Origin of the sequence: Apilactobacillus sp. EABW-1NA, assembly GCF_030398685.1 — a bacterium.
Taxonomy (GTDB): domain Bacteria; phylum Bacillota; class Bacilli; order Lactobacillales; family Lactobacillaceae; genus Apilactobacillus; species Apilactobacillus waqarii.
Window position 1 is genome coordinate 1 of record NZ_JAPDKO010000060.1, and the last position, 692, is coordinate 692.

A 692-nucleotide genomic window follows, 5' to 3' on the forward strand; every position below is an offset into this window, starting at 1 on the left:
TTTGATTCTATAAATTCATCTGACATTAAATTAATGACAATAAAGGTTCCAAAGGAAGACGAACAACAAAAAATTGGAACTTTCTTCTCAAAATTAGATAAATTGATTAAACAACAATCCAGAAAGTTATATCAATTAAAGCAGCAGAAGAAAGCATACTTACAAAAGATGTTTATTTAAAAAAGGAACAGTATTTAACTGTTCCTTTTTACTAAGATATAAATTCTCTAAAAATTGCAGAGATACTAATAAATGGATTACCATACTCATCAGTACCCTTAATTAAATCACACAAATAAAATTTTAATCTTATATTTTCCAAGTCTAATTCTGGGATAGAATTATTTTTTGCAAATCTAATCAATTTATTTGCAAGCTTGTTATAGCTAACACTATCTGTTAGTGAGTTTACAGATAAATGAATTGGATCAGACAACATATGTTTAACGTTTTCATTGATTTCGTTAGTTTCTACGGTGAAGTTAAAACCTACCTTTGTGTCAATACTTTGAATAGTTTCTTCATCTTTATTAATTTTTTTCCAAACAAAACACATTCTAATTGGATTTTTATCTGCAATTAAATCGTATACTGGTTTATAATAGTTGCTTTTCATACAAAATCTCCTAATTTATATTAGTATCATGATGAACAATGATTTTATCAGAGTTTAATAAAATTGTTGGCTTTCC

The 692-nt window shown here is 26.0% G+C and carries 2 protein-coding genes; one reads left to right on the forward strand and one right to left on the reverse strand.

The genetic code is table 11. The features are described 5' to 3' along the window. On the forward strand, positions 1-180 hold a 180-nt coding region (locus OEZ61_RS08065; RefSeq protein ID WP_290047385.1), incomplete at its 5' end, for a restriction endonuclease subunit S. Positions 181-211: 31 nt separating this feature from the next. On the opposite strand, the gene OEZ61_RS08070 is transcribed toward OEZ61_RS08065, so the two are convergent. Continuing rightward, positions 212-616, reverse strand: coding sequence for a hypothetical protein (locus tag OEZ61_RS08070; RefSeq protein WP_290047387.1), 405 nt, complete (start codon positions 614-616; stop codon positions 212-214). Between the last annotated feature and the right edge of the window lie 76 nt (positions 617-692).

What these genes read in the sequence shown, in the direction of transcription:
- OEZ61_RS08070 (WP_290047387.1), bottom strand. Translation starts at nt 616, where the DNA reads ATGAAAAGCAACTATTATAAACCAGTATACGATTTAATTGCAGATAAA.